This is a genomic window from Kitasatospora sp. NPDC058492 (genome assembly GCF_042720685.1).
In the GTDB taxonomy this organism is placed as follows: Bacteria; Actinomycetota; Actinomycetes; order Streptomycetales; family Streptomycetaceae; genus Kitasatospora.
This window is the reverse complement of record NZ_JBHXMU010000003.1, coordinates 35,802-59,722: the sequence shown is the minus strand read 5'-3', so window position 1 is coordinate 59,722 and position 23,921 is coordinate 35,802. Positions and strand designations below refer to the sequence as shown.

Sequence of the window (23,921 nt, the reverse complement as noted above, 5' to 3'; positions counted from 1 at the left end):
GCCGGTCCCCCATAGCTCAATTGGCAGAGCAGCCGACTGTTAATCGGCAGGTTATTGGTTCGAGTCCAATTGGGGGAGCTCGGGAGAGGTCTTGCAAGAGGCCTCCTCCCGTCCGTGGTGCAGCAGTTCGGTACCGCGATCCCGCATAGCTCAATTGGCAGAGCAGCCGGCTGTTAACCGGCAGGTTTTTGGTTCGAGTCCAAATGCGGGAGCTTCATCGGGTCCGCCCGGTGACTGCTCAGAGCGAAGGCCCCTCGGATGACCGGGGGGCCTTCGTGTTGCCTTCGTCACCTCGCGCCGTTCGTCACCTCGCGACGGCCGGGCGGCTCAGGTGGTCGCCTCTGGGGCTCGGACGGTCGCCGCCCGGGTTCGGGCGGTCGCCTCCCGGGCTCAGGCGGTCGCTTCCCGGTAGAGCGCGGAGACCCGCTGGTCGAAGGTGACGCTGTAGGAGGTGCCGGCCGTCTCGCCGCCCTCCTGGTAGCCGCCGATCACGCCGACGACCGTGCCGCTGTCCGTCACCCACGGGCTGCCGCTGGTGCCGTCGGTGTAGCCGTCGCAGTCGAAGCGCTCCTGGGTCGGGCTCTGCGAGCGGGTCCTGGCCGCGCAGGTGATCGGCTCGTCGCGCTCGTTCGGGTAGCCGGTCACCGAGACGGCCAGCCCGAAGCCCTGGCCGGTGGCGATCGGGTTGCCGCCGACGGCGTCCTCGACCTGCTTGCCGCCGACCGTGCCCACGGTGACGAAGGCCACGTCGTACTCGGGGTCGTCGTCGTCCGCCCAGCGCGGGTCGACGGTGATCGACTTCACCGGCCAACTGCCGTGCGGGATGAAGCCGTTGCGGTAGCCGGGGGTGAACACCAGGCCGTCCAGCAGGCCGATCCGGCGGTTCTGCACGCAGTGCGCCGCGGTGACCAGCAGGTTGTGCCTGGGGCTGCGGACGACGCTCGCCGTGCAGGCCCGGGGGCCCTGCGCCGTCCGGACCGAGAGGGTGCCGATCCGGTCGCGGGTGCTGCTCTGCTGCGCGACCTCGGCGGCGGGCGCCTGGTCCTGCTCGCCGCCGTCGCACGCGGTTCCGGCGGCGAGCAGCAGGGCCGCCAGCGCGACCGTCCGTGCGGCGCGCGGGGGCCGTGCCGGGCGGGGGGCCATCGGGGCTCCGTCTCGTTCCTCGGGGCGGGCACCGGGTTCGTGCGTTCCGCCGTTCGAGAGGAAGATCTATCAGGCCGTGCCCGGCGGCGCCACTGCCGCCCCTCCGGTCAGCCGGTGGCCCGGTCGTAGAGCGCCTGGACGCGGTCGCCGAAGTAGCTGCTGTACGAGGTGTCCGGGCTGTCGCCGCCCTGCTGGTAGCCGCCGATCACACCGACCACGGTGCCGGTCCTGGTGCTCGGGTCGAAGTCGGTCACCCAGGGGCTGCCGCTGGTGCCGCCGGTGTAGTCGGGGCAGTCGATCCGCAGCTGGGTGGAGCTCTGCTCGGTGGTGTTGTTGGCGCAGGTGATCGGGACGTCGCTGGTGCCGGGGTAGCCGGTGATCCGTACGGGCAGCTGGTAGCCGAGGCCGACGCCCAGCTTGTTGGCGCCGAGCACCTGCTGCACCTGCTGCCCGTTCTGGGCCTGGACGACCGCGAAGGCGACGTCCACGTCCGGGTCGGCGTGGTCCTTCCAGCCGTCGTCGACGGTGACGGCGATCAGCGGCCAGACGCCGCTGGGGGTGTCGCCGTTGCGGTAGCCGGGGACGAAGACGAGGTCGCTGCGCTGGCCGAGTTGGGGGTCCCAGACGCAGTGCGCGGCGGTGACGATGAGGTTGAGCCCGGCGCTGTCGACGACGCTGGCGGTGCAGAAGTGGTCGCCGTCCGCGTTGCGGGTGAAGACGGCGCCGACCAGGCCGTTGAGCACGGTGGGCCTGGCGGTGCGGGTGACCCCGGTGTGCCTGGCGACGGCGCCCCTGAGCCGCTGCCGGCTCCAGCCGTGGCCGCCGCCGGAGGCCGAGGCGGATCCGGAGGGGCGGGCGGAGGGGCGGGTGGAGGGGGTGGCCGGAGCCGAGCTGACCGTCGGCGCGCCCCCGCCGGGCCCGGCCGAGGTGGTGCAGCCCGCCGCGGCCAGCAGCACCGCGAGCGCCCCGGCGGCGGCTCCCGTCCCACGTGTCGTCATCCGTCCAGGCTGCCCGTGGGGCCGTCCGGGCGCCACCCGAACTGCGCAACCAGGACAGGCGCACGCCTGTGCGCACCCGTGCGCGCCCCCGGCGCGCACCACGGGTGATCGACCGGCTATGCTGCCCGGGACGTCCTTTCGGGGCCGTCTGCTGCTGCCGTGGTCGACGACCGGCGCACGCGGCGAACCGGGGCGGTAGCTCAGCCGGTTAGAGCAGGGGACTCATAATCCCTTGGTCGTGGGTTCGAGTCCCACCCGCCCCACCTCAGCCACTGATCGATCGTTGGATCGATCATCAGACAAAACAGTGGCTTGATCTGGCAGAACGGCTCCAGTTCCGGTCGGAACTGTAGAGCATCGGCCAGCCGCTCAGGGCTCGGCGCGCTGAGATTCACCCACCAGTGGACATGGCCGGGGCGGGCCGGTTTGCCCCACCCCCAGACGAATGCGGTCCGGTCCCTGGCGCCGTCGGCGCAAAAAGTGATATCACTTTGACAGCTGGATCGGAAAAACTCGCTGGAGGAGCTGGTCTCATGGCCACACCGCGTTCTGCCGTCGACGTCGAAGGCGGCCCCGTCCTCGACCTTCCGGCACCCAAGATCACCGAGCGGGTCATCACCGGTGCCGCGGGGCTGCCGGTGCTCGGAGGGACGCTGCTCGGCCTGCTCGCGGGGATCGGGGCGACCATCGTCGGCGGCATCCAACTGGCCGGCGGGTCCAAGGCGTTGGGGATCACCCTGCTGACCGCCGGGCCGCTGGCCGTCCTGGGCGCACTGCTGCTGCTGTGCGGGCTGACCGTGGTCTCGCCCGGCCAGGCGCGGGTGGTCCAGCTGCTCGGCCGCTACCGCGGCACCATCCGTGCCGAGGGCCTGACCTGGCTGAACCCGTTCACCAGCCGCCGCCGGATATCCACCCGGATCCGCAACCACGAGACCGAGACCAACAAGGTCAACGACGCGGACGGCAACCCGATCGAGATGGCCGCCGTGGTGGTCTGGCAGGTCGAGGACACCGCCAAGGCCGTGTTCGAGGTGGACGACTACAGCGACTTCGTCGCCATCCAGACCGAGACCGCCGTCCGGCACATCGCCAGCAGCTACCCGTACGACGCCCACCGCGAGGGCCAGTTGTCGCTGCGCGACGGCGCGGAGGAGATCAGCCGGATGCTCTCCGCCGAGATCGCGGCCCGGGTCGTCTCGGCCGGGGTGCGGGTCGTCGAGTCCCGGATCACGCGGCTCGCCTACGCGCCCGAGGTCGCCCAGGTGATGCTCCAGCGTCAGCAGGCCGGGGCCGTGGTCGCGGCACGGCGGCTGATCGTCGAGGGCGCCGTCGGTATGGTCGAGGAGGCGCTGGACCGGCTCGCCGAGCGCGACGTCGTCGAACTGGACGAGGAACGCAAGGCCGCCATGGTGAGCAACCTCCTGGTGGTGCTCTGCGGCGACCGGGGCGCCCAGCCCGTCGTGAACACGGGCTCCCTCTACCAGTAAGGCGCGGCGTTGGCGACGGAGCGGAAGAAGATCCTGCTGCGACTGGACCCGGCGGTCCACGACGCACTGGCCCGGTGGGCCGCGGACGAGCTGCGCAGTGCCAACGCGCAGATCGAGTTCCTCCTTCGCCGTGCCCTCAGCGACGCGGGCCGGATGCCCGGCGACGCGGCCCGTCTTCCCCGGCGCGGCCGACCGCCCAAGGAGAACCCGGAGACCGGCGGTTCCGACGCCGGATGAACGGGCCCATCCACCGTCCATCTGCTTGGAGTCCATCGTGGACCTGCCCATCACCCTGCCGGAGAAGCTCTACCTGCTCGCCTACCACCCCGAGCGCGAGCGGCTCACCGCCACCGCCAGGCTCGACCTGGTGCTGCGGGCCGCCGCGCTCGCCGAACTCCTGCGGCGCGCGCTGATCCGCGACGACGGCCGGCACCCGGCCGCCGTCGACGGCGCGTCGGCCGACGGCCTCGACCCGCTCTCCGCCGCGATGCTGGAGCAGATCCGGCAGGGCCGGCGGCGCAGCTGGCAGAGCTGGGTCGGCCGCCGCCAGGGCCCGGCGGCCCGCGCCGCGCGGGTGGTCCGGGACGGGCTGGCGACGGCCGGGCGGATCCGCCTCGAACAGCGCCGCACGCTCGGACTGTTCCCGTCCACCCGGGTCGTCCTGCCGGAGCAGCGGCTGCGCAAGTCGCTCGTGGCATCGGTGGGTTCGGCGCTGAAGGCGCCGCTCAGCCGGGTCGACCCGGCGGACGCCGCGCTGGTCGCGCTGGTCGACGCTGCCCGGCTCGGAGCCGTCCTGACGTGGCGCCAGAGCCGCGAGTTCCGCACCCGGATCGACAAGCTGGCCCCCGCCGCGGGCCCCGTCCCGCGCGCCCTGCGCCGGGCCATCAGCACCCGCAACTCCGATGTCGCGTTGGTCTGACCCACCCGGTGTGATCCGCAAGACAGGCCCGGTCGCCGACACGGCGGCCGGGCTTCCCGCGTTCCGGGCCCGCGCCCGTGCCCCATCCACCGATCGGTTGATCCGCCGTCCACCGCGCCCGCCCGCAGCTCTGACCGTCCGGTCGATCCGCGGCCGGGGCCCCGCGCGGGAAGCTCGTTGCAGGCCGGAGGAACCGGCCGGACCAGCGGGGACGAGCGGGAGGGAGCGGCGCGATGGCCGTGATCGAGGTGGCGGGGCTGCGCAAGGCCTACGGGCGGCGCCAGGTGCTGGAGGAGGTCTCCTTCGGCGTGGAGCGCGGCGAGGTGTTCGGCCTGCTGGGGCCGAACGGCGCGGGCAAGACGACCGCCGTGGAGTGCTGCGAGGGCCTGCGCCGGGCCGACGCGGGGACGGTCCGCGTCCTCGGCCTGGACCCGGTGAAGGACGCCCACCGGCTGCGGCCGAGGATCGGCATCCAGCTCCAGCAGGCCCAGTTGCAGGGCGCACTGCGGGTCGGCGAGGCGCTGGAACTGTACGCCGCGCTCTACCCGAACCCCCGGGACTGGCGCGAGCTGCTGGACGAGTGGGGGCTCGCCGACCAGCGCCGGACCCCGTTCGACAAGCTCTCCGGCGGCCAGCGCCAGCGGCTGTTCATCGCCCTCGCCCTGATCGGCAACCCCGAGGTGGCCTTCCTGGACGAGCTGACCACCGCGCTCGACCCGCAGGGCCGCCGCGACACCTGGGAGCTGATCCGGCGGATCCGCGACGAGGGCGTGACGGTGGTCCTGGTCTCGCACTTCATGGACGAGGTCGAGGCGCTCTGCGACCGGGCCGCCGTCCTCGACGGCGGACGGATCGTCGCCACCGGCACCCCCGCGGAGCTGATCGCCCGCTCCGGCACCGGCGGCACGCTCGGCTTCCGCCCCACCGGGCCGCTGGACACCGCCCGGCTGGCGGCCCTGCCGGGGGTCACCGGGGTCGAGGAGCGGGAGGGCCGGGTCGAGGTATCCGGCGTCGGGGACTTCGCCGACGAGGTCACCGGCCTGCTCGCCCGCGAGGGGATCGTCGTCACCGGGCTGCGGATCCGCGAGCACAGCCTGGACGACGCCTACCTCGCCCTGACCCGCCACGACGCCTGACCCGCCATCACCGCGCCCATCACCACGCCCGAGGGGACCACCACCGTGAACCACACCGCCCACGCCGTCCGCCGCCTGGCCGTCGCCGAGGCCCGCCTGTTCCTCCGCGATCCGCTGACCGCCTTCTTCGGCCTCGCCTTCCCCGTCGTGCTGTTCCTCGTCCTCGGCTCCGTCCCGGCCCTGCGCAAGACCTCGCCCGACATGCACGGCATGAGCACCATCCAGCTGTACGCGCCGATCCTGGCCGTCTTCACCCTGCTGCTGCTCGGCCTCAACGGCCTGCCCTCGCTGCTCGCCGCCTACCGCGAACGCGGCGTGCTGCGCCGGATGTCGGCCAGCCCCGTCCGCCCGGCGCTGCTGTTCGGCGCGCTGCTGCCGCTGTACCTGGGCGTCGCCGTCGTCTCGGTGCTGCTGGTGGTGGCGGCCGGGCCCCTGCTCGGGGTGTCGCTGCCGCGCCGGCCGCTGGGGTTCCTGCTGGCCTTCCTGCTGGCTGCCGCCGCGCTGCTGTCGATCGGCCTGCTGCTCGCCGCGGTCGTCCCGTCCGCCAAGGCCGGCAACGCGGTCGGCGCGCTGGCCTTCTTCCCGATGATGTTCTTCTCCGGGATCTGGCTGCCGCGCGAGTTCTCGCCGGCCCTGCTCAACCGGATCGGGGACTTCACCCCCAGCGGCGCCGCCGTCCAGACCTTGCAGGACGCCTGGTCCGGGCACTTCCCGCACGCCGTGGGCCTGCTCACACTCGCGGCGTACGCGGTGCTCGCGGGGGCCGCGGCTGCCAGGCTGTTCCGGTGGGAATGATCATGCGGCCGTCGGCCGACGAGAACGCGCTCGGCGACTGGCAGGACCGGCTGGACCGGCTGATCGGCCCGCTCTGCTACGTCGCCCTGCTGATCGCCACCGCCCTGGCCCTGCTGATCCCCGTCCCGAACGCGCGTCCCGCCGCCGCCGTCCTCCCGGCGGCGGCCGCCGCGTTCCTGTGGCTGGTCCTGCGCTCGGTGCTCGACCGCAGGCCGGGCCCGGACGGCCGCGCCCGGTACGCCGGCGCCCACTTCGCCGTCCTGCTGGCGCTGATCACCGTCCTGGTGCTGGACAACCCGATCTTCGGCTTCTTCGCCTTCACCGGCTACCTGCACGCCGCCCAGTACCTGCGGGGCCGGGCCCGGATGGCGGGTGCGGCCGTGGGCACCGTCCCCACCTCGCTCTCCCAGGTCGGCGGAGTCCTGCCCGACAGCCCGGCGAAGGTCGGCGGACTGCTGGCCGTCGTCGCCTTCAACCTGATGGTGGTCGGGCTGATGTTCGCGCTCAGCGAGGCGGCCGACCGGCTGAGCGCCCGCCGCAAGGCCGCCAACGCCGAACTCGCCGAGGCCAACCGGCTGCTCACCGAGACGCTCGCCGAGAACGCCGGACTGCACGCCCAACTCCTCGTCCAGGCCCGGGAGGCCGGGGCCGCGGACGAGCGCCGCCGGCTCGCCCGGGAGATCCACGACACCGTCGCCCAGGGCCTGGCCGGGATCGTCACCCAGCTCCAGGCCGCCGACCAGACCCGCGCCCAGGACGCCGCGGCCGCCGAGCGGCACCAGGCGAACGCGGCGGCCCTCGCCCGGGAGAGCCTGACCCAGGCCCGCCGGGCCGTCCACGCGCTGCGCCCGATCGAACTGGAGCGGGCCGCGCTGCCGGAGGCGCTGGCGGAGCTGGTCGAGCAGTGGCGGGAGCGCAACGACGCGGCCGCCGGGCTGACCGTCACCGGCGAGGCCCGCCCGCTGCACCCCGAGGTCGAGGTGACCCTGCTGCGGATCGCCCAGGAGTCGCTGGCCAACGCCGCCAAGTACGCGCGGGCCTCCCGGGTCGGCGTCACCCTCTCGTACATGCCCGGCCTGGTCACCCTGGACGTCCGGGACGACGGCGTCGGCTTCGACCCGGCCGCCGAGCCCGCCTCCCGGGCCGCCGGCGGCGGCTACGGTCTGGACGTGATGCGCCGCCGCGTGCAGCGCCTGGCCGGGCGGCTCGACCTGGAGACCGCACCGGGCGCCGGCACGACCGTGTCCGCGACCCTGCCGGCGATCAGCATGGAGGAGTAGCACCGTGAGCGACGCGACGACGATCAGACTGCTGTTGGTGGACGACCACCCGGTGGTGCGGGACGGGCTGCGCGGGATGTTCACCGCCGCCCCCGGATTCGAGGTGGTCGGCGAGGCCGGGGACGGCGCCGAGGCGCTGGTCCTGGTCGCCGCGCTGCGCCCGGACGTGGTGCTGATGGACCTGCGGATGCCGCGGATGGACGGCGTCACCGCGATCCGCGAGATGGCCGAACGAGGCCTGCCCGGGCGGGTCCTGGTGCTCACCACCTACGACACCGACGCCGACGTGCTGCCCGCCGTCCGGGCCGGCGCCACCGGCTACCTGCTCAAGGACGCCGCCCGGGAGGAGCTGTTCCACGCCGTCCGGGAGGCCGCCCGCGGCGCCTCGGTGATCGCGCCGACCGTCGCCGCCAAGCTGCTCGGCCAGGTCCGCGCGCCCGTGCGGGAGCCGCTCAGCCCGCGCGAGCTGGAGGTGCTGGAACTGGTCGCGTCCGGGGCCACCAACCGGGAGGCCGCCGCCCGGCTGTTCATCAGCGAGGCCACCGTGAAGACCCATCTGATCCACGTCTACGCCAAGCTCGACGTCAAGGACCGCGCCTCCGCCGTCGCCGCCGCCTACAACCTGGGGCTGCTCACCCCGACCGGCCGGCCGTAAGACCGACCGGTCTAAGCTGGCCGGATGCTCGAACCCGCCCTGCTGCCGACCCCGCTGGTGGACTGCACCGACGAGGTGTTCGCGCGGGCCGGGGTGGAGCTGCGGCTCAAACGGGACGACCTGCTGCACCCGAGCGTCCCGGGCAACAAGTGGCGCAAGCTCGCGCCCAACCTGGCGGCCGCCGTCGCCCAGGGCCACACCCGGCTGCTGACCTTCGGCGGGGCGTACTCCACCCACCTGCGGGCGGTCGCGGCGGCCGCCGCGGCGCTCGGCCTGGAGAGCGTCGGGCTGGTCCGCGGCGAGGAACTGGCCGACCGGCCGCGCAACTGGTCGCTGCGGGCGGCCGAACGGGCCGGGATGCGGCTGGAGTTCCTGACCCGCGCCGAGTACCGGGAGGCCACCGGCCGCGCCGCCGCCGGCACCACGGCCGGTCCGCAGGGGCGCTGGGGCCCCTGCCTGGTGCTCCCGGAGGGCGGCTCCAACGCGCTGGCCGTGACCGGCGCGGCGGCGATCCCGGCCGAACTGCCCGACCTGGGCGGGCACGACGTGGTCTGCTGCCCGGTCGGCACCGGCGGCACCCTGGCGGGCATCGCGGCCGGCCTGCCGCCGGGCGCGCGGGCGCTTGGCGTGGCCGTGCTGCGCGGCGGCGAGGGCTACCTGGAGGGCGAGGTCACCCGGCTCCACCGGGCCGCCTACGGCCGGGAGTTCGACAACTGGCGGATCGACCACGCGCACCACGGCGGCGGCTACGGCAAGGTCCCGGCCGAACTGGCCGCCTTCGCCGAGCGGTTCGAAGCCCGCCACGGCATCCCGCTGGAACGCCGCTACGTGGCCAAGCTGCTGGCCGCGCTGACCGGCCTGGCCGCCGCCGGAGCCTTCCCCCGCGGCACCCGGCTCACCGCCGTCGTCACCGGCCTGCCCGACCCGGAGTAGACCCGGATCGGGCCGGAACGGCTCATCCGAAGGTCAGGTCGGCGCACGGGTCGGTGTCGGCGCCGCGGGTGTTCTCCGCTATGCCGGTGGGCACCCCGCTGGGCACGCCGCTCGGGTCGGCGGTGGCGGGGGCGGAGGACTTGGCGCCGGGGCCGCTGCCGACCGCGTCCAGCTTGGTGGCGGGGCTGGGCCGGTAGTCGCGGCCCAGGGTGACGGTGATGCCCTCGGAGCCCGGCTCCTCGACCGCGCGCGCCCCCGGGAAGAGCGCGGCCACCTGGTCGGCGGCGGCCTTCAGGGCCGGGTCGTAGCTGATCTCGGTCTGCATCCGTCCGCCGGCGGGCTTGCCGAGCGTGACGTTCTGGAAGCCCCGGGCCCGCAGCGCCTCCCCGCCGGAGGTGGACAGGCCGGGGGTGCCGACGCCGTTGACCACGAGTACGGGGGCCGCGGCCTGTTCGGGCGTGAGCGGTGCGGACGGGCCGGCCGAGGCTCCCGGGGTCGCGCCGTCGGGGCCGGGGGCGGTGGGGGAGGGCGCCGGGGTGTCGGTGCCGGAGGTGCTCTGGCCGTCCAGGGTGCGGTCCTCGCGCAGCAGCCGCCACAGCGTGTTGGCGTCCGGCTGGACGAGCTGGACGCGCTCGCCGGCGAAGCGCCAGGGCGCGGTCACGAAGGTGATGTCGGACAGCTTGATGTCCTGGAGCGAGCGGGCGAAGTCCACCAGCTTCATCGCGGTGCCCAGCCCCTCGTCCACGGTGAGCGAGCGGGTGGCCGCGTCGGCGAGCGGGAGCAGCGTGGGCAGGGAGAAGCCCTGGCCCTGCACCTTCTTGATCATCGAGGAGACGAAGGCCTGCTGGCGCTTCATCCGCCCGATGTCGGAGTTGTCGCCGAAGCCGTAGCGGGCCCGCAGGTAGTCCACGGCGGGCTGGCCGGAGAGCTTCTGCATGCCCTTGCGGAGGTGTATGCCGTGCGAGTCGACGTTGTTGGGGACGCAGACGTCCACGCCGTTGATGGCGTCGGCCATCGCGGCGGCGCCCTTGAAGTCGACCACGATGGTGTGGTCGATCCGCAGGCCGGTGAGCGTCTCGACGGTGTTCTGCGTGCAGGCCGGGTTGCCCTTGGGGAACTCGCCGATGGTGAAGGCCGAGTTGAACATCTGGTTGTTCCGGGGCGTGGTCCAGGTGCCGCTCGGCAGCTTGCAGGACGGGATGGTGACCAGGGTGTCCCGGGGTATGGAGACGCCGACGGCGTGCTTGTGGTCGGCGTAGACGTGCACCAGCATCGCGGTGTCGGAGTGGCCGACGCCCTCGTCGCCGCCGCCGATCGCGCTGTTGCCGTCGTCGCGGGTGTCCGAGCCGAGCACCAGGATGTTCACCGGCAGTTGGGCGCCGGGGGTGACCGGGGCGGGCGCGGGCGGGCGCTCGGTGGCGACGCCGCCCGGGTCGAAGGTGGTGATGTTGTTGTCCAGCCGGTGGTAGAACCAGGCCCCGGCGCCCACGACGGACAGCACCAGGACGGCGGCCAGGCCGATGGCTGTCCGCAGGTAGCGGCGCCTGCGCGTGCTGCTGCCCATCCTCCGTGTCCCCCCGTCTTTCCGTCTCTCGTGTTCGATGTTCGAACATTAGACGTTTCGACGGGCTGTTCGGTTACCTCTGCCGGCGGCCCGGATTTCGCTCCGGGGCTGTGATGCTGATCACGCCCCGGATGCCGGTCACGCTCCGGGGCCGGCGGCGCCGGTGAGCATCCGGCGGAGCAGGTCGCGCAGGACGGCCCGCTCGTCGTGGCCGAGGGCGGCCAGCGGCTCGCGGGCGAAGTTCAGCGATTCGCGCAGTTCCTCGGAGGCGGTGGCGCCGGTGCCGGTGGCGGCGACCAGCTTGACCCGGCGGTCCTGCCGGTCGGCCTCCCGGGTGACGAAGCCGCGGGCTTCGAGCCGGTCGACGATGCCGGTGATGTTGGACGGCTCGCAGCTGAGCGTCTGGGCGATCTGGCGCATCGGCATGGGGCCGCGGCGCAGCAGGGCGAGCACCTTGGCCTGGGCGCCGGTGAGCGAGCGGGCGGCGGCGGCCTCCTCGTACTCGCGATGGAACAGCGCGACCAGGTTGGCCATCAGATCGACGACCTCGCGGGTGATCTCGTCGGACTGCGGCGTGGCGGCCCGGGTCGACTGGGTGTCCATGTCCGAGAGTCTACCTGAAAAGTTGACAACATGAACCTTTCATGCCCATCGTTACTTCAGTAGCTCAACCTTTCATGCATCGGAACCACCTAAGGAGCGCCTCCCATGGCAGAGCAGGCCGCACCCGCGACCGCCCGTGAATGGCACCTCGCCGCCCGACCCCAGGGCTGGCCGGTGCCGACCGACTTCGCCCTGGTCGAGGCCCCGGTCCGGACCCCGGGCCTGGGCGAGATCCTGGTCCGCAACGCCTTCCTCTCGGTGGACCCGTACATGCGGGGCCGGATGAACGACGTGAAGTCCTACGCCCCGCCGTTCCGGCTCGGCGAGGCCATGGAGGGCGGCGCGGTCGGCTACGTGGTCGCCTCCGGGGCCGAGGGCTTCGCCCCGGGTGACGCCGTGCTGCACGGCCTCGGCTGGCGCGAGTACGCCACCCTGGACGCCCGCCACGCAGTCAAGGTCGACCCGGCCGCCGCCCCGCTCTCCGCCTACCTCGGCGTGCTCGGCATGCCCGGCCTGACCGCCTACGCCGGGCTGCTCGCCGTCGGCGGCCTCAAGAAGGGCGACAAGGTCTTCGTCTCCGGCGCGGCCGGCGCGGTCGGCAGCATGGTCGGCCAGATCGCCAAGCTCAAGGGCGCCTCGCTGGTGGTCGGTTCGGCCGGCTCGGCGGAGAAGGTCGCCAAGCTGGTGGACGTCTACGGCTACGACGCCGCCTTCAACTACAAGGACGCCCCGGTCCACGAGCAGCTGGCGCAGGCCGCCCCCGACGGCATCGACCTCTACTTCGACAACGTCGGCGGGGACCACCTGGAGGCCGCGATCGGCGCGCTCACCGTGCACGGCCGCGCCGTGCTCTGCGGCGCGATCGCCCAGTACAACGACACCACCGCCCCCGCCGCCCCGCGCAACCTGGCGCTCGCGATCGGCAAGCGGCTGCGCCTGGAGGGCATGCTGGTCAGCGACCACGCGGCGCTGCAGTCGCAGTTCGTCGCCGACGTGGCCGGCTGGCTGACGTCCGGCGAACTGCGCCACGAGGAGACCGTGGTGGACGGCTTCGAGCGCACCGCGGACGCCTTCCTCGACCTGCTGCGCGGCGTCAACACCGGCAAGATGGTGGTCCGCCTGGACGGCTGACCCTCAGTCAGCTCGCTGACCGCCCCGCCGCCCCCACCGGGCGCGCGGGGCGGTTTGCGTACGGGCGCAGGGGAATCGGTCGCACTACCGCATTCCGGCCGGATCCGAAAGTGCGTCATCCACGGTGCGGGGCGGCGCGGTACGGTGGGTCCCGCCTGGCGATGGGGCCGTTCGGGGGAGAGATCCGGCCGAGGGGTAGACCTCGTTGAGGATTCGACTAGCATTGAGCGAAAGCCTGTCCGTTTTGCTCAATTTAGTAGCTTAATGTCGGCTAGCGTGGGTAACTGTGGATCAACTGCAGGCACGAGGCAGCTGGGGAAGGCGACCCTCGTCCACAGCCTGGAGGTCCCGGTGACGACACGTGGAGTTCTCTACATCCACTCCGCGCCCCGCGCGCTGTGCCCGCATGTCGAGTGGGCCGTCGCGGGGGTGCTGGGTGTACGGGTGAGCCTGGACTGGATCCGCCAGCCGGCCTCGCCCGGACACTGGCGTGCCGAGCTTTCCTGGCAAGGGGAGCCCGGTACGGCCTCGAAGGTCGCCTCCGCACTGCGCGGTTGGCAGCTGATGCGGTACGAGGTCACCAGTGAGCCCTGCGCCACGGCGGAGGGGGAGCGGTACAGCAGCACGCCCTCGCTCGGCATCTTCCACGCCGTCACGGGCATCCACGGCGACATCCTGATCCCCGAGGACCGGCTGCGCGCCGTCCTGCTGCGGGCCCGCAGCGAGGGGGCCGACCTGGAGGCCGAGATCTCCCGGCTGCTGGGCAAGCCCTGGGACGACGAACTGGAGCCGTTCCGCTACGCGGGCGAGGGGGCACCGGTGCGCTGGCTGCACCAGGTGGTCTGAGCCGGCGGGCGCACGACGCACGAGAGGGGCCGGCGAGCGCCGGCCCCTCTCGGTGCGTTCGGACCAGGTGCGTACCGAGTCGGTGCGTACCGGGTCGGTGTGCGGACTAGCGGGAGCGGAAGGCCAGCACCACGTTGTGGCCGCCGAAGCCGAACGAGTTGTTCAGCGCCGCGATCCGGCCCTCGGGCAGCGGGCGGGCCTCGCCGCGCACGATGTCCGCGTCCACGTCGTCGTCCAGCTCGTCGACGTTGATGGTCGGCGGGGCGATCCGGTGGTACAGGGCCAGCACGGTGGCGACGGTCTCGATGCCGCCGGCGCCGCCCAGCAGGTGGCCGGTCATCGACTTGGTGGCCGAGATGGCGATGTGGTCGAGGTCGTCGCCGAGCTCCTTGCGCAGCGCCTTCAGCTCGGCGGTGTCACCCTGCGGGGTCGAGGTGGCGTGCGCGTTGACGTGCACGATCTCGGCCTTGTCCAGGGTGTTGCGGTCGAACAGGTCGGCCAGCGCGCGGGCCACGCCGGCGCCGGTCGGCTCGGGCTGGGCGATGTGGTGGGCGTCCGAGGACAGGCCCTGGCCCACGGCCTCGCAGTAGATCCGGGCGCCGCGCGCCTCGGCGTGCTCGACCGACTCCAGCACGACCACGCCGGCGCCCTCGCCCAGCACGAAGCCGTCCCGGCCCTTGTCGTACGGGCGGGAGGCGCCCTCGGGGTCGTCGTTGTTCTTGGACATCGCCATCATGTTGGCGAACGCGGCGATCGGCAGCGGGTGGATCGCCGCCTCGGTGCCGCCGGCCACCACGACGTCGGCGCGGCCGGTGCGGATCATCTCGATCGCGTAGCCGATCGCCTCGGCGCCGGAGGCGCAGGCGGAGACGGGGGTGTGCACACCCGCGCGGGCGCCGACCTCCAGACCGACGTTGGCCGCCGGGGAGTTGGGCATCAGCATCGGGACGGTGTGCGGGGAGACCTTGCGGGCGCCCTTCTCCTTCAGCACGTCGTACTGGTCGAGCAGGGTGGTCACGCCGCCGATGCCGGAGGCGATGACGGTGCCGAGGCGCTCGGGGGCGAGCTTGGAGGAGTCGTCGGTGGCCGGCGTCTCGTAGCCGGCGTCGGCCCAGGCCTCACGGGCGGCGATCAGCGCGAACTGGGCCGAGCGGTCCAGCTTGCGGGCCAGCGGCCGGGGGAGGATCTCGCCCGGCTCGACGGCCGTGCGGGCGGCGATCTTGACGGGCAGCTCGGCGGCCCACTCCTCGGTCAGGGCCGCCACTCCGGAGCGTCCTGCGACCAGGTTCTCCCAGGTGGTGGCGGCGTCGCCGCCCAGCGGCGTGAAGGCGCCGATACCCGTGACGACCACGGTACGGTTTTCAGCGGTCACTGGTTCTTCTTCTCTCACGATCGTGGGGTCGGCGGCGAGCCGAGGAAGGGCCCGGCCGGGCGCCCGGTGGGGCGTCCCGGCCGGCGGGTCGGCCAGGCTCGGGGGAGCCGGGCCGACGAGTCAGCCGTCCGAGGCGTCGAGAACGCCGGACGTGCTGGAGGGATCGAACGGGTCGATCGCTCAGGCGGCGGCGTTGGTGAGGATGTAGTTCACCGCGTCGCCGACGGTCTTCAGGTTCTTGACCTCGTCGTCCGGGATCTTGACGTCGAAGCGCTCCTCGGCGGCCACGACGACCTCGACCATGGACAGCGAGTCGACGTCCAGGTCGTCCGTGAAGGACTTCTCGAGCTCGACGTCCTCGGTCGGGATACCGGCGATCTCGTTGACGATCTCGGCGAGACCTTCCAGAACCTCGTCCTTGGTAGCCATACTGGCTGCTCCTCTTCGGTGTTGAACGCGTCCGACCGGCGGCCGGACACAGGCTTTGCGGAATGAGTGGGGCGAAACGCGCCTAGGGGAGCGTAACGACTGCCGCGGCGTACACGAGACCCGCCCCGAAGCCGATGATCAGTGCGAGGTCGCCGCTGCGGGCCTCGCCGCTCTCCAGCATGCGCTCCATCGCCAGCGGGATGGAGGCCGCCGAAGTGTTGCCGGTCTCGGCGATGTCGCGGGCGACCGGCACCGAGTCGGGCAGCTTGAGCGCCTTGATCATGGCGTCGGTGATGCGCATGTTGGCCTGGTGCGGGATGAACGCGCCGAGCTGGTCGGCGGTGACCCCGGCGGCGTCCAGCGCCTGCTGGGCCACCTTGGCCATCTCCCACACCGCCCAGCGGAAGACCGGCTGGCCGTCCATCCGCAGGGCCGGCCACTTGGCCTCCTCGCCCACGCCGTTGACGGCGTCGGGCTTGGCGAAGGCGGTGTCCCAGGCCTGGGTCTGCGAGATGACGTCGGACTGCGAACCGTCCGAGCCCCAGATCAGCTTGCCGATACCGGGCGTGTCGGACGGGCCGACGATCGCGGCGCCGGCGCCGTCGCCGAAGATGAACGCGGTCGAGCGGTCCGACTGGTCGGTCAGGTCGCTCAGCCGCTCGACGCCGATCACCAGCACGTACTCGGCGCTGCCGCCGCGGATCATGCCGTCGGCCAGGCCCAGGCCGTAGCCGAAGCCCGCGCAGGCGGCCGAGATGTCGAAGGCCGGGGCGGTGCCGCAGCCGAGCCGCTCGGCGATCTCGGTGGCGATCGCCGGGGTCTGCTTGAGGTGCGAGACGGTCGCGACGATCACGCCGCCGATCTGGTCCGGGGTGATCCCGGCCTGGGCGATGGCCTTGCCGGAGGCCTGCACCGACATCTCGGCGACGCTCTCCTCCGGGCCGGCCCAGCGGCGCTCGGCGATCCCGCTGCGGGTGCGGATCCACTCGTCCGAGGAGTCGATCCACTCCAGCACCTCGGCGTTGGGGATCACCCGGACCGGGCGGTAGCCGCCCACGCCGAGGATGCGCGCGTACTGCGCGCCCTCGGACGGGCGGATCTGCGGCTTCGTCATGCCTGGGTCTCCTGATCCTGACCGCCGTGCTCCGCGACGAGTGCGCGGGCCTTGTCCAGGTCGGCGGGGGTCTTGAGGGCAAGCGTCGCCACACCCTTGAGGTTGCGCTTGACCAGTCCGGTGAGAGTGCCCGCGGGGGACAGCTCGATGACGGCGGTCGCACCCAGCTGCCCGAGGGTCTCCATGCAGAGGTCCCAGCGGACCGGGTTGGAGACCTGCGACACCAGGCGGGTGAGCACCTCGGCGCCGGAGGCCACGACCTCGCCGTCCTTGTTGGAGACGTAGCGGACCTGCGGGTCGGCCACGGTCAGCGTCGGGGCCAGCGCGGCCAGCCGCTCGACACCCGGGGCCATGTGCTCGGTGTGGAAGGCGCCGGCCACCTTCAGGGCGACCAGCTTGGCACCGGCCGGCGGGTCCGCCTTCAGCGTCTCCAGCTGGGCCAGCGTGCCGGCGGCGACGATCTGGCCGCCGCCGTTGTTGTTGGCCGCGGTCAGGCCGTGCTCGGCCAGCTTCGCCGCGACGACCTCCGGGTCGCCGCCGAGCACGGCGATCATGCCGGTCTCGGTGACGGCGGCGGCCGCGGCCATCGCCCGGCCGCGCTCACGGACGAAGGTCAGCGCGTCGTGCGCGCTCAGCACCCCGGCGCCGGCGGCGGCGGTGATCTCGCCGACGCTGTGGCCGGCCACGGCGCCGACCAGCTTGCGGGCGACGTCCTCGTCCGGGAACAGCTCACGGGCGGTCATCAGACCGGCCGCGACCAGCAGCGGCTGGGCGACGGCGGTGTCCTTGATCTCCTCTGCGGAGGCCTCGGTCCCGGCGTGCACCAGGTCGAGCCCGGCGACCTCCGACCAGCCGCGGAGGCGGTCGGCGACACCGTCCAGCTCCAGCCAGGGGCTGAGGAAACCGGGGGACTGGGCACCCTGTCCAGGGGCGACGATTACGAGCACGGTTCAACCCTCTCTCGCCAGGCGCCCAGGGGCGGGTAGGCGACGGTAACGAAGAAAACCATCCGGGATTGTAAGGTCCCTACAGGCGGTTCAGCTCGGCTCCCCGGCCGCGGTGAGTCGGCCGAGGGCGAGTGCGATCCGCAGCGTGAACGCCGAACGCACGTCGGACGGGGCGTACCCCGTGACGTCGGTCACACGTCGTAGCCGGTAGCGCACCGTATTGGGGTGGACGAAGAGCATCCGGGCGGCGCCCTCCAGCGAAGAGGCCTGCTCCAGGTAGACGCTCAGCGTTTCCAGCAGCGCCGAGCCGGCTTCGTCCAGCGGTGTGTAGATCTCCTCCACCAGCTGGCGGCGGGCGGCCTGGTCGCCGGCCAGCGCGCGCTCGGGCAGCAGGTCGTCGGCCAGCACCGGGCGGGGCGCGTCCGGCCAGGCGGCGCAGGCACGCAGGCCGGCCGCGGCGGCGTGCGCCGAGCGGGTCGCCGAGAGCAGGTCCGGCACGGTCGGGCCGACCACCACCGGGCCCGGCGCGAACTGGCCGATCAGCGCCCGGGCCGCGTGCACCGGCTCCTTGTCGCCGCCGACCACGACCACCAGGCGCTTGCCCAGCACCCCGGTCAGCACGTGCAGCTTGGCGTACCGGGCGGCCCGGCGGATCGCCTCGACCACCAGCTCGCTGTCGCCGTCCGGGGCGCTGCCCATCACCACCCGGACCTGGCTGGGCTGGCCCCAGCCGAGCGCCGCGGCCCGCGACAGCACGCCCTCGTCCGCGTCGCCGGACAGCAGCGAGTTGACCACCAGCGCCTCCAGCCGGGCGTCCCAGGCGCCGCGCGCCTCGGCCGCCTGGGCGTACACCTGGGCGGTCGCGAAGGCGATCTCCCGGGCGTAGACCAGCACCGACTCGCGCATGTCCGCCTCGTCGCCGGGGGCGGCCACCTCCTCGATGGCCTCCTCCATCACCTCGATCGTGGTGCGGATCAGCTCGACGGTCTGGCGCAGGGTGATCGCCCTGGTCAGCTCGCGCGGGGCGGTGCCGAAGACGTCCGTGGAGATCGCCTGGGCGGCGTCCGGGTGGCGGTACCACTCGGTGAAGGCGGCGATGCCGGCCTGGGCGACCAGGCCGATCCAGGAACGGTGCTCCGGCGGCATCCGCCGGTACCAGCCGAGCTGGTCGTCCATCCGGGAGATCGCGGCGGTGGCCAGCTTGCCCGAGGACTTCTCCAGCCGCTTGAGCGTCGCGGCCCGGCGCTCGGCCCGCTCGGCGGCCATTCTGCGCTCCTGCGCGGTCAGGCGGGGCGCCGCCCGGCCGGGGCGGTCGCGGCCGGCCCTGGGGGCCGGGCTCTTCCCGGTCGGCTCGGCCGTGGGACTGGGTTCGCTCTTGGAGTTCGCGGAAGCGGCTGGCACAAGGACAAGACTGCCTCACGTGGGTGACTGCTCGTGCACACCCCCCGGTGCAGCGGCACGGTGGTGCCGGTCACACCCACTACCGTGGGGCCCGTGACAGACGACGCCGCCCGCCCCCGCGCCGACCTGCGCCGCACCGCCGAGCGCTACCTCTCCACCCCGGCCGAGGGCGTCGAGACCCGACACGCGTTCTCCTTCTCCGGCCACTACGACCCGAAGAACACGCACTTCGGCGCGCTGCTCGCGTGCAACGAGGAACTCCTCGCCCCCGGCGCCGGGTACGAGGAGCACAAGCACCGGGACACCGAGATCCTCACCTGGGTGCTGGAGGGCGCGCTGGCGCACCGGGACTCCCAGGGGCACGGCGGGGTGGTCCGCCCGGGGATGGTCCAGCACCTCGGCGCGGGCTCCGGCGTCACCCACACCGAGCGCAACGTCGGCGGGGCCGCCGGCCCGGTCCGCTTCGTCCAGATGTGGCTCCAGCCGGACGTGTTCGACGCGCCCCCGGCGTACGGGCTGCGCAAGGTGGAACCGGCCGACGGCGGGTTGACGCTGCTCGCCTCCGGGCTGGAGCGCGACGCCGGGACGGACACCCTGCGGCTGCGCCGCGGCGACGCCGCGCTCTGGCTGGCGACGGCGGGGCCGTGGCAGCCGCTGCCCGCACTGCCCGAGGCCGCCTGGCGGTACGCGCACCTGACCGCCGGCTCGCTCGGCTACCGGACGATCCCGGGGCCCAAGGGCGGCGGCCGCTCGATGGCCCCGGGCGACAGCGTGCGGATCACCGGCGACGCCTTCGCCGACCCGACGGCCGGCGAGACCGGCGCCGAACTCCTGCTCTGGGAGATGCACTCGCCGGTCTCGTACGGCTAGGTCCTGGCCTTTCAGCCTTTCAGTCGTTCAGCTGTTCAGTTCGGCCAGGACCGCGTCCGAGCAGGCCGGCCAGACCTCGGCGGCCCACGGGCCGAAGTCCCGGTCGGTGAGCGCGACGCAGGCCACGCCGGCCTCCGGGTCGACCCACAAGAAGGTGCCGGACTGGCCGAAGTGGCCGAAGGTGGCGGGCGAGTTGGCGGTGCCCGTCCAGTGCGGGGCCTTGCCGTCGCGGATCTCGAAGCCGAGACCCCAGTCGTTCGGCCGGCGGTGGCCGTAGCCGGGCAGCACGCCGCTGGTGCCCGGGAAGGCGACCTCGCGGGTGGCCTGCCGGACGGTGGACGGGTCCAGCAGCTTCGGGGACTGGAGCTCTGCGGCGAACCGGACCAGGTCCGCGACGGTGGACAGGCCGCCGGCGCCGGCCGGGGACTTGTGCGCGGTGTTCAGCAGGGTGTCGTGCATGCCCAGCGGCTCGAACACCGCCTCGGCGGCGTACCGGGAGAACTCGATCCCGGCGGCGTCGGACAGCGCCCGCGCCAGCGCGTCGAAGCCCGCGTTGGAGTACAGCCGGCGGTTGCCGGGCTCGGCGAACACCCGGTTCTCGTCGAAGCCGAGGCCGGAGGTGTGCGCGAGCAGGTGGCGGACGGTCGAGCCGGCCGGCCCGGCCGGGTCGTCCAGCTCGAAGACGCCCTCCTCGACCGCGACCAGCACCGCGTACGAGGTGAGCAGCTTGGTCACCGACGCCAGCGGGAACAGGTGCTGCTGCGGCCCGTACGTGCCCAGCACCGCGCCGTCCGCCCCCCGGACCACCGCCGCCGCGGCGTGGGGCACCGGCCAGTTCTCGATCATCCGCAAGCTCTCCATGCGCCCGACTCTAACGAAGGCCCGAAAACGGGTGGCGGGAGCACCCGGGTGCGAGGCTTGCTTGGAGTGCACTCCAACTCGATAGCGTCGTCGTCACCGCTCACCACAGGGGGTAACCGATCATGGCCACGCTCGCACCCGGCCAGCTCGACCTGCGGACCTGCGCCGACGTGTACCAGCGCCCGGTCGGCGATCCGGACCGGACCCCGCGGCACACCATCAGCGAGGTCGCCGTGGCCAGCGGGCTCACCGCGCACACCCTGCGCTGGTACGAGCGGATCGGTCTGCTCGACCCGGTCGACCGCTCCGCCAGCGGCCAGCGCCGCTACTGCGACGCCGACCTGCACCGGCTGGCCTTCCTGGGCCGGCTGCGGCTGACCGGCATGCCGATCGCCGACATGCTCCGCTACGTGGAGCTGGCCCGCGAGGGTGAGCGGACCTACGAGGCGCGGCGCCAACTGCTGGTCGACCAGCGCGAGGAGGTCCGCCAACGGGTCGCCGACCTCCAGGCCACCCTCGCCGTCCTCGACTACAAGATCGACCTGTACTCCGGCCGGATCGCCGCGTCCGACGAACCGGCCGTCCGCCGCCACGAGTAGCCGCCATCAGCACGCCGCACGTGGAGTACGCCGCACGTGGAGTACGCCGCAGCGGAGTACGCCGCACGCATGCGCCGCACGCAGAGGAAGAAGCAGAGCGATGACCGTTCCCGTCCTCCCCACCGCCCGACTCGGCACCGACGGCCCGTTCGTGGGCGTCCAGGGCCTCGGCTGCATGGGCATGAGCGACTTCTACGGCCCGACCGACCGGCCCGAGGCGCTCGCCACCCTGGACGCCGCCCTGGAAGCCGGCGTCACCCTGTTCGACACCGCCGACGCCTACGGCTTCGGCCGCAACGAGGAGCTGATCGGCCCCTTCGTCCGCGCCAACCGCGACCGGGTGGTGCTCGCCACCAAGTTCGCCGTGGAGCGCAAGGAGGACGACCCGAGTCACCGCGGCATCCGCAACGACCCGGCGTACATCCGGGCCGCCGTCGACGCCTCGCTGCGCCGCCTCGGCGTGGACGAGATCGACCTCTACTACATGCACCGCCGCGACCCGGCCGTGCCGCTGGCCGACTCGGTCGGCACCATGGCCGAGCTGGTCCGGGCCGGCAAGGTGCGCCGACTGGGGCTGTCCGAGGTGACGGGCGCCGAACTGCGCGAGGCGTACGCGATCCACCCGATCGCCGCGCTGCAGTCCGAGTGGTCGGTGTTCGCCCGGGACGTCGAGCGCACGGCGGTGCCGGCCGCGGCCGAACTGGGCGTCGCCTTCGTGCCGTACTCACCGCTCGGCCGGGGCTTCCTGACCGGGGCGTTCCAGGCCGCCGAGCAGCTCGCGGCGGACGACGTCCGGCGCACCCAGCCGCGCTTCACCGGCGCCAACGCGGCGGCCAACGCCGAACTCCTGGCGCCGCTGCGGGAGATCGCGACGGCCCGCGGGGTGACCCTCGCGCAGGTCGCGCTGGCCTGGGTGCACCAGCGGGCCGAGGTGCACGGGCTGACCGTCGTGCCGATCCCCGGCACCCGCAAGCGCAGCCGGCTCGCCGAGAACACCGCGGCCGCCACGCTGCGGCTCACCGCCGAGGAACTGGCCCGGCTGGAGCCGGTGGCGGGCGAGGTGGCCGGGGACCGCTACCCGGACATGCGCTTCACCCAGGTCGGCCGGGAGTAGCGGCGGTGGGGGAGCGGCCGCCCGGGCCGCTCCCCCCGTCCCGGGCGCCTGCTCAGACCTCCCGGCCGAGCCAGGCGGCCAGCCGGGTGTGCACGTCGGCGTCCGGGGCGACCGGCCGCACCTCGCCGAACGGGACCGCCCCGCCGCGGTGCTCGGCCGACAGGACGGCCTGGGCGACGGCCAGCGCGGCGTGCGCCAGGGCGTCGTCCAGCGGCTGCCGGGAGCCGAGCGCCCGGGAGATGTCCCAGGTGTGCGCGACCGTCTCCATCAGGTAGCCGCCGACCGCGATCCGGCCGGGCACCACGCCCCAGGGCGCGTGGGCCGGGCGGTCCAGCGCGGCGTCGTCCGCCCAGGCCGCGACGGCCCGGGCGCGGGCCCGGTCCAGCGCGCCCGGCCAGGCGTCGTCCGCCAGGTCCCCGGTGGCGGCGACGACGTCCTCGGCCCGGCCGCCCTCGCCCAGGTAGGCGAACCGGTGGATGCCGCCGACCACGTGGCTCAGCAGCTCCCGCAGCGTGAACGCGCTGCACGGGGTGGGCCGGTCGAGGGCGTCCGGGGTGATCTCGGCGAACAGCTTCTCCAACTGGCCGAGGGCGAGCAGGTACTGCGGGCGGGCGTCCTGGACGGAGTTCACGTGGAATCAGCTCCCTGGGGTGGTGCGGGCTTTCGGGCTCGAACGGCAATCTCCCAGTAAAACCTGACAACCGCCGTCAGGATTGCTGGGATTCTGCTGCCATGAAGGCCGACCGCCTGCTCTCCATCCTGCTCCTGCTCCAGACCCGCGGCCGGGTGCCCGCCACCGAACTGGCCGGGCGCCTGGAGGTGTCCGTCCGCACCATCTACCGCGACGTGGAGTCGCTCTCCGCCGCCGGCGTGCCGGTGTTCACCGAACGCGGCCGGCACGGCGGCATCAGCCTGCTGCCCGGCTACCGCACCGACGTCACCGGACTGACCGCGGACGAGGCCCGGGCGCTGTTCGTGCTCTCCGCCCAGGGCGCGCACAGCGACCTCGGGCTGGACGGCGCGCTCGGCTCGGCGCTGCGCAAGGTGATGGCCGCGCTGCCGGCCCCGCACCGCCCGGCCGCCGAGCGGATCACCGAGCGGATCCTGGTCGACCCGGCCCGCTGGCTGCAGAGCGGCCCGGCGGCCGGCGCCGCGGCCGGCCCCGAACTGGGCGAGCTGCAGTACGCGGTGTTCGCCGACCGGCGGCTGCGGCTGAGCTACCGGCACAGCGGCACGCCGGCGCCGGTGGAGTACACCGTGGACCCGTACGGGCTGGTGAGCAAGGCCGCGGTCTGGTACCTGGTGGCCGATCTGCACGGCGAGCCCCGGCTGTTCCGGGCCGACCGGGTGCTGGCCGCCGAGACCACCGACGAGGCGGTGCGCCGCCGCGCCGGGGTGGGGCTCGGGGACGCCTGGGCGGTGCTGCGCGAGCAGGTGGAGCGGCTGCCGAAGGAGCTGCCGGTCCGGGTGCGGGTGCGGCGCGGGCGGCTGGACATGTTCGTCCGCATCCACGGCGGCCGGGTCACCGCGCCGCCGCCGGAGGCGGGCGCCGGGCCGGCCGAGGAGTGGGTCGAGGTGGCGATGGTCTTCCCGGCGCCGGCGGCCGTCCGTGCGCTGCTCGCCTTCGGCGCGGACGTCGAGGTGCTGGCCCCGCCCGCGGCCCGCCGCGAGCTGGCCCGGGCGGCGGCGGACGCCCTGCGGCTGTACCAGGAGTAGGGCCAGCG

The 23,921-nt window shown here is 73.6% G+C and carries 25 protein-coding genes and 3 tRNA genes; 17 read left to right on the top strand and 11 right to left on the bottom strand.

The features are described 5' to 3' along the window. The first annotated feature begins 5 nt into the window (after positions 1-5). Together ACFWPI_RS03000 and ACFWPI_RS02995 are read left to right on the top strand one after the other, a co-directional pair. Positions 6-78: transfer RNA gene (locus ACFWPI_RS03000), tRNA-Asn, on the top strand. A 61-nt stretch (positions 79-139) separates the two neighbouring features. Further along, positions 140-212: transfer RNA gene (locus tag ACFWPI_RS02995), tRNA-Asn, on the top strand. Between the two features lie 178 nt (positions 213-390). On the opposite strand, the gene ACFWPI_RS02990 is transcribed toward ACFWPI_RS02995, so the two are convergent. Both ACFWPI_RS02990 and ACFWPI_RS02985 read right to left on the bottom strand, forming a co-directional pair. Next, complete coding sequence (locus ACFWPI_RS02990) at positions 391-1,143, bottom strand: trypsin-like serine peptidase (protein WP_380374977.1); 753 nt, start codon at positions 1,141-1,143, stop codon at positions 391-393. A 107-nt stretch (positions 1,144-1,250) separates the two neighbouring features. Then, a complete protein-coding gene (locus ACFWPI_RS02985) occupies positions 1,251-2,141 on the bottom strand; it encodes a hypothetical protein (RefSeq protein ID WP_363370010.1) in 891 nt (296 codons plus the stop codon). Between the two features lie 189 nt (positions 2,142-2,330). Between ACFWPI_RS02985 and ACFWPI_RS02980 the strand changes: the two genes are divergently transcribed. From ACFWPI_RS02980 to ACFWPI_RS02940, 9 genes are all read left to right on the top strand, one after another. Further along, positions 2,331-2,404: transfer RNA gene (locus tag ACFWPI_RS02980), tRNA-Ile, on the top strand. 270 nt (positions 2,405-2,674) lie between these two features. Then, entirely contained in the window at positions 2,675-3,628 is a 954-nt protein-coding gene (locus ACFWPI_RS02975) for an SPFH domain-containing protein (protein ID WP_380374975.1), read from the top strand. Positions 3,629-3,637: 9 nt separating this feature from the next. Next, positions 3,638-3,865 (top strand): hypothetical protein, encoded by a 228-nt coding sequence (locus tag ACFWPI_RS02970; RefSeq protein WP_063347470.1) that lies wholly within the window; start codon positions 3,638-3,640, stop codon positions 3,863-3,865. A gap of 37 nt (positions 3,866-3,902) precedes the next feature. Continuing rightward, complete coding sequence (locus ACFWPI_RS02965; RefSeq protein WP_380374973.1) at positions 3,903-4,547, top strand: GPP34 family phosphoprotein; 645 nt, start codon at positions 3,903-3,905, stop codon at positions 4,545-4,547. 233 nt (positions 4,548-4,780) lie between these two features. Beyond that, on the top strand, positions 4,781-5,683 hold the full coding sequence (locus tag ACFWPI_RS02960) for an ABC transporter ATP-binding protein (RefSeq protein ID WP_380374971.1): 903 nt from the start codon (positions 4,781-4,783) through the stop codon (positions 5,681-5,683). A 45-nt stretch (positions 5,684-5,728) separates the two neighbouring features. Then, the gene (locus tag ACFWPI_RS02955) at positions 5,729-6,478 is read left to right on the top strand and encodes an ABC transporter permease (protein WP_063347468.1); all 750 of its coding nucleotides are present in this window, start codon (positions 5,729-5,731) and stop codon (positions 6,476-6,478) included. After that, complete coding sequence (locus ACFWPI_RS02950; RefSeq protein WP_380374982.1) at positions 6,475-7,758, top strand: sensor histidine kinase; 1,284 nt, start codon at positions 6,475-6,477, stop codon at positions 7,756-7,758. Before ACFWPI_RS02955 ends, ACFWPI_RS02950 begins: the two co-directional genes overlap by 4 nt. Before the next feature lie 4 nt (positions 7,759-7,762). Further along, the gene (locus tag ACFWPI_RS02945) at positions 7,763-8,413 is read left to right on the top strand and encodes a response regulator transcription factor (protein WP_208869068.1); all 651 of its coding nucleotides are present in this window, start codon (positions 7,763-7,765) and stop codon (positions 8,411-8,413) included. 24 nt (positions 8,414-8,437) lie between these two features. Then, positions 8,438-9,346 carry a 1-aminocyclopropane-1-carboxylate deaminase/D-cysteine desulfhydrase gene (locus tag ACFWPI_RS02940; RefSeq protein WP_380374969.1) on the top strand — a complete coding sequence of 303 codons (909 nt, stop codon included), beginning with the start codon at positions 8,438-8,440 and terminating at the stop codon, positions 9,344-9,346. 22 nt (positions 9,347-9,368) lie between these two features. Here ACFWPI_RS02940 and ACFWPI_RS02935 read toward each other — a convergent pair whose 3' ends face one another. Together ACFWPI_RS02935 and ACFWPI_RS02930 are read right to left on the bottom strand one after the other, a co-directional pair. Then, the gene (locus tag ACFWPI_RS02935) at positions 9,369-10,910 is read right to left on the bottom strand and encodes an LCP family protein (RefSeq protein WP_363370020.1); all 1,542 of its coding nucleotides are present in this window, start codon (positions 10,908-10,910) and stop codon (positions 9,369-9,371) included. Positions 10,911-11,048: 138 nt separating this feature from the next. Next, on the bottom strand, positions 11,049-11,513 hold the full coding sequence (locus ACFWPI_RS02930) for a MarR family winged helix-turn-helix transcriptional regulator (protein WP_380374967.1): 465 nt from the start codon (positions 11,511-11,513) through the stop codon (positions 11,049-11,051). A gap of 105 nt (positions 11,514-11,618) precedes the next feature. Here ACFWPI_RS02930 and ACFWPI_RS02925 point away from each other — a divergent pair, with 105 nt between their 5' ends. Together ACFWPI_RS02925 and ACFWPI_RS02920 are read left to right on the top strand one after the other, a co-directional pair. Beyond that, positions 11,619-12,644 carry an NADP-dependent oxidoreductase gene (locus ACFWPI_RS02925; RefSeq protein ID WP_380374965.1) on the top strand — a complete coding sequence of 342 codons (1,026 nt, stop codon included), beginning with the start codon at positions 11,619-11,621 and terminating at the stop codon, positions 12,642-12,644. A 351-nt stretch (positions 12,645-12,995) separates the two neighbouring features. Then, positions 12,996-13,490 (top strand): DUF3145 domain-containing protein, encoded by a 495-nt coding sequence (locus ACFWPI_RS02920; RefSeq protein WP_063347462.1) that lies wholly within the window; start codon positions 12,996-12,998, stop codon positions 13,488-13,490. Positions 13,491-13,596: 106 nt separating this feature from the next. Here ACFWPI_RS02920 and fabF read toward each other — a convergent pair whose 3' ends face one another. From fabF to ACFWPI_RS02895, 5 genes are all read right to left on the bottom strand, one after another. Next, positions 13,597-14,862: a beta-ketoacyl-ACP synthase II gene (gene fabF, locus ACFWPI_RS02915; RefSeq protein WP_063347461.1), complete on the bottom strand. Its 1,266-nt coding sequence runs from the start codon at positions 14,860-14,862 to the stop codon at positions 13,597-13,599. A gap of 180 nt (positions 14,863-15,042) precedes the next feature. Further along, positions 15,043-15,291 (bottom strand): acyl carrier protein, encoded by a 249-nt coding sequence (locus ACFWPI_RS02910; RefSeq protein WP_063347460.1) that lies wholly within the window; start codon positions 15,289-15,291, stop codon positions 15,043-15,045. 82 nt (positions 15,292-15,373) lie between these two features. Then, positions 15,374-16,405: a beta-ketoacyl-ACP synthase III gene (locus ACFWPI_RS02905; protein ID WP_350878134.1), complete on the bottom strand. Its 1,032-nt coding sequence runs from the start codon at positions 16,403-16,405 to the stop codon at positions 15,374-15,376. Then, on the bottom strand, positions 16,402-17,352 hold the full coding sequence (locus tag ACFWPI_RS02900) for an ACP S-malonyltransferase (RefSeq protein WP_063347458.1): 951 nt from the start codon (positions 17,350-17,352) through the stop codon (positions 16,402-16,404). Before ACFWPI_RS02900 ends, ACFWPI_RS02905 begins: the two co-directional genes overlap by 4 nt. A 90-nt stretch (positions 17,353-17,442) precedes the next feature. Beyond that, on the bottom strand, positions 17,443-18,618 hold the full coding sequence (locus tag ACFWPI_RS02895; RefSeq protein WP_063347457.1) for a CdaR family transcriptional regulator: 1,176 nt from the start codon (positions 18,616-18,618) through the stop codon (positions 17,443-17,445). A 228-nt stretch (positions 18,619-18,846) separates the two neighbouring features. On the opposite strand from ACFWPI_RS02895, the gene ACFWPI_RS02890 reads away from it, so the two are divergent. Further along, positions 18,847-19,623 carry a pirin family protein gene (locus ACFWPI_RS02890; protein ID WP_380374961.1) on the top strand — a complete coding sequence of 259 codons (777 nt, stop codon included), beginning with the start codon at positions 18,847-18,849 and terminating at the stop codon, positions 19,621-19,623. 27 nt (positions 19,624-19,650) lie between these two features. On the opposite strand, the gene ACFWPI_RS02885 is transcribed toward ACFWPI_RS02890, so the two are convergent. Further along, positions 19,651-20,484 carry a serine hydrolase domain-containing protein gene (locus tag ACFWPI_RS02885; RefSeq protein WP_363370030.1) on the bottom strand — a complete coding sequence of 278 codons (834 nt, stop codon included), beginning with the start codon at positions 20,482-20,484 and terminating at the stop codon, positions 19,651-19,653. Between the two features lie 122 nt (positions 20,485-20,606). Here ACFWPI_RS02885 and ACFWPI_RS02880 point away from each other — a divergent pair, with 122 nt between their 5' ends. Next, positions 20,607-21,083, top strand: a complete 477-nt coding sequence (locus ACFWPI_RS02880) for a MerR family transcriptional regulator (protein WP_380374958.1) — start codon at positions 20,607-20,609, stop codon at positions 21,081-21,083. Positions 21,084-21,183: 100 nt separating this feature from the next. Beyond that, entirely contained in the window at positions 21,184-22,197 is a 1,014-nt protein-coding gene (locus tag ACFWPI_RS02875; RefSeq protein ID WP_380374956.1) for an aldo/keto reductase, read from the top strand. A gap of 52 nt (positions 22,198-22,249) precedes the next feature. Here ACFWPI_RS02875 and ACFWPI_RS02870 read toward each other — a convergent pair whose 3' ends face one another. Then, a complete protein-coding gene (locus tag ACFWPI_RS02870; protein ID WP_363370036.1) occupies positions 22,250-22,828 on the bottom strand; it encodes a TIGR03086 family metal-binding protein in 579 nt (192 codons plus the stop codon). Between the two features lie 101 nt (positions 22,829-22,929). Between ACFWPI_RS02870 and ACFWPI_RS02865 the strand changes: the two genes are divergently transcribed. Continuing rightward, complete coding sequence (locus ACFWPI_RS02865; RefSeq protein WP_380374953.1) at positions 22,930-23,913, top strand: helix-turn-helix transcriptional regulator; 984 nt, start codon at positions 22,930-22,932, stop codon at positions 23,911-23,913. The last annotated feature ends 8 nt before the right edge of the window (positions 23,914-23,921 follow it).

What these genes read in the sequence shown, in the direction of transcription:
- ACFWPI_RS02990 (WP_380374977.1), bottom strand. Translation starts at nt 1,143, where the DNA reads ATGGCCCCCCGCCCGGCACGGCCCCCGCGCGCCGCACGGACGGTCGCG.
- ACFWPI_RS02985 (WP_363370010.1), bottom strand. Translation starts at nt 2,141, where the DNA reads ATGACGACACGTGGGACGGGAGCCGCCGCCGGGGCGCTCGCGGTGCTG.
- ACFWPI_RS02975 (WP_380374975.1), top strand. Translation starts at nt 2,675, where the DNA reads ATGGCCACACCGCGTTCTGCCGTCGACGTCGAAGGCGGCCCCGTCCTC.
- ACFWPI_RS02960 (WP_380374971.1), top strand. Translation starts at nt 4,781, where the DNA reads ATGGCCGTGATCGAGGTGGCGGGGCTGCGCAAGGCCTACGGGCGGCGC.
- ACFWPI_RS02950 (WP_380374982.1), top strand. Translation starts at nt 6,475, where the DNA reads ATGATCATGCGGCCGTCGGCCGACGAGAACGCGCTCGGCGACTGGCAG.
- ACFWPI_RS02940 (WP_380374969.1), top strand. Translation starts at nt 8,438, where the DNA reads ATGCTCGAACCCGCCCTGCTGCCGACCCCGCTGGTGGACTGCACCGAC.
- ACFWPI_RS02935 (WP_363370020.1), bottom strand. Translation starts at nt 10,910, where the DNA reads ATGGGCAGCAGCACGCGCAGGCGCCGCTACCTGCGGACAGCCATCGGC.
- ACFWPI_RS02930 (WP_380374967.1), bottom strand. Translation starts at nt 11,513, where the DNA reads ATGGACACCCAGTCGACCCGGGCCGCCACGCCGCAGTCCGACGAGATC.
- ACFWPI_RS02925 (WP_380374965.1), top strand. Translation starts at nt 11,619, where the DNA reads ATGGCAGAGCAGGCCGCACCCGCGACCGCCCGTGAATGGCACCTCGCC.
- ACFWPI_RS02910 (WP_063347460.1), bottom strand. Translation starts at nt 15,291, where the DNA reads ATGGCTACCAAGGACGAGGTTCTGGAAGGTCTCGCCGAGATCGTCAAC.
- ACFWPI_RS02905 (WP_350878134.1), bottom strand. Translation starts at nt 16,405, where the DNA reads ATGACGAAGCCGCAGATCCGCCCGTCCGAGGGCGCGCAGTACGCGCGC.
- ACFWPI_RS02895 (WP_063347457.1), bottom strand. Translation starts at nt 18,618, where the DNA reads ATGGCCGCCGAGCGGGCCGAGCGCCGGGCCGCGACGCTCAAGCGGCTG.
- ACFWPI_RS02885 (WP_363370030.1), bottom strand. Translation starts at nt 20,484, where the DNA reads ATGGAGAGCTTGCGGATGATCGAGAACTGGCCGGTGCCCCACGCCGCG.
- ACFWPI_RS02880 (WP_380374958.1), top strand. Translation starts at nt 20,607, where the DNA reads ATGGCCACGCTCGCACCCGGCCAGCTCGACCTGCGGACCTGCGCCGAC.
- ACFWPI_RS02875 (WP_380374956.1), top strand. Translation starts at nt 21,184, where the DNA reads ATGACCGTTCCCGTCCTCCCCACCGCCCGACTCGGCACCGACGGCCCG.
- ACFWPI_RS02865 (WP_380374953.1), top strand. Translation starts at nt 22,930, where the DNA reads ATGAAGGCCGACCGCCTGCTCTCCATCCTGCTCCTGCTCCAGACCCGC.